1 protein-coding gene and 1 pseudogene are annotated in these 1,777 nt (G+C 38.2%); both read left to right on the top strand.

What is annotated here, in order from left to right; translation table 11 throughout:
* Positions 1 to 131: pseudogene (locus tag RM529_RS17160) on the top strand (phosphorylase); the annotation flags it as partial.
* A 68-nt stretch (positions 132 to 199) separates the two neighbouring features.
* A partial coding sequence (gene ppk1 / locus RM529_RS17155; RefSeq protein WP_311485970.1) for a polyphosphate kinase 1 occupies positions 200 to 1,777 on the top strand: 1,578 nt, incomplete at its 3' end.

The following is a 1,777-nucleotide window of genomic DNA, read 5'->3' as shown; positions in this document are numbered from 1 at the left end:
AATTGTTAGGTCACAGGGCCGTTTCAATGAATGCAGTAATTGCCAATCGTGCTACAGGAGAATTCAGCAAAAATCCGGGAATGGTGGTAGATAAGCTTATTAAATATTGCCTGGAGAAGCTTTCCTTATAATTACTAAATTAACAGAAAATTATATCTGTAGCCCTGCCTTCTTTGTATTTTTGAGCTAAAACGAATATATGCAGGAAACGGACAATCTCCGCTTTAGACACCGTGACCTTAACTGGTTGAGCTTTAACGAAAGGGTTTTACAGGAGGCTGCCGACAAAATAAACCCTCTATATGAACGTATCCGTTTTTTGGCAATTTTCTCTTCCAACTTAGATGAATATTTTAGAGTAAGGGTTTCGCAACTTCGGCAAATGAAGAGAGTGGAAAAAAGCCTGAGAAAAAAGCTCGCTTTAAAGCCTACGAAGATTACCAAAGAAATTATTGAAGAAGTAAAAAAGCAACAGGAGAAATTTGGAGACATTTACTACAAACAAATATTGCCTGAACTTGCTCACCACGGTATTTATTTAATTGAAGCTGCTAATTTTACTACCGCCCAGGAGAAATTTGCAGTAGATTATTTCCGGAAGGAGATCTTGAATCATTTAAATATCAGGCTGGTAGATCTGGAGGAAGAAAATGAGTTATTTCTCAAAAACGCGACCTTATATTTTCTTGTCACCTTCAGGAACGATAAAAAACTTGGCCTGGTGAACATTCCCGCAGACATTTGCGGCCGATTTATTTCTCTAAAAAATGGCAACAAGGATGCTATAACTTTCCTGGACGAAATTGTGCGTTTTCAGCTGCACACTATTTTTCCAGATGAAGAGATAACCGGGATCTATGAAATTAAACTTTCCAGGGATGCCGAGCTCTATATTCACGATATATACGACGGCCCTTTAGCTGAAAAAATTTATGATTCCCTGAAGCAGCGAACCAGCGGACAACCCACAAGGTTGCTTTATGACGCAAAGATGCCCAGGGAAATACAGAAGAAGGTTCGGAAGCTTCTCGGCCTTGGAAAAATAGATATGATGCCGGGCGGCAAATATCATAATTTCAAGGATTTTTTCTCTTTTCCCGATCCTACAAATAATCCAGAGCTTCATTTTAAAAAGCTCCCTCCTATTCCGCATAAAGTACTCGGGAATTCCAAAAACTATTTCTCTGCAATTGCAGAAAAAGACCAGGCATTGCATTTTCCATATATGTCTTTTGATTATGTGGAGAATTTTCTGGAGCAGGCGGTTCAGGATAAAGACGTGACAGACATTAAAATTTCCCTTTATCGTGTGGCAGATGAATCCAAACTGACATCCTCCCTGCTAAAAGCTCTCGAAAAGGGAAAAAATGTAACCGTTTTTGTAGAAGCAAAAGCACGATTTGATGAAAAAAACAATATTATCTGGGGACGAAAATTTGAGGAAAAAGGAGCTAATGTCATTTACAGTTATCCAAAAGTAAAAGTTCATTCCAAGATTATGCTTATCCAAAGAAACGAGAATGGAGAAAGCATAAATTATTCTTACATAGGGACGGGAAATTTTAATAGTGAAACTTCAGAAATCTACTGTGATCATGCAATTTTTACAGCTAATCAAAAGATTGCAAAAGAACTATTGAGGCTGTTTAAGGTCCTGGAAGGTGAATTAATAGTTCCCAGGGAAAAGAACCTACTTATTTCCCCATTTTCGACCCGCCAGGAATTTACTAAGCTCATCTATAATGAAATTGAAAATGCCAGGGAGGGAAAAGAGGCA

Origin of the sequence: Autumnicola edwardsiae (assembly GCF_031846505.1) — a bacterium.
Lineage (GTDB): Bacteria > Bacteroidota > Bacteroidia > Flavobacteriales > Flavobacteriaceae > Autumnicola > Autumnicola edwardsiae.
This window is presented reverse-complemented; position numbering and strand designations above follow the sequence as displayed.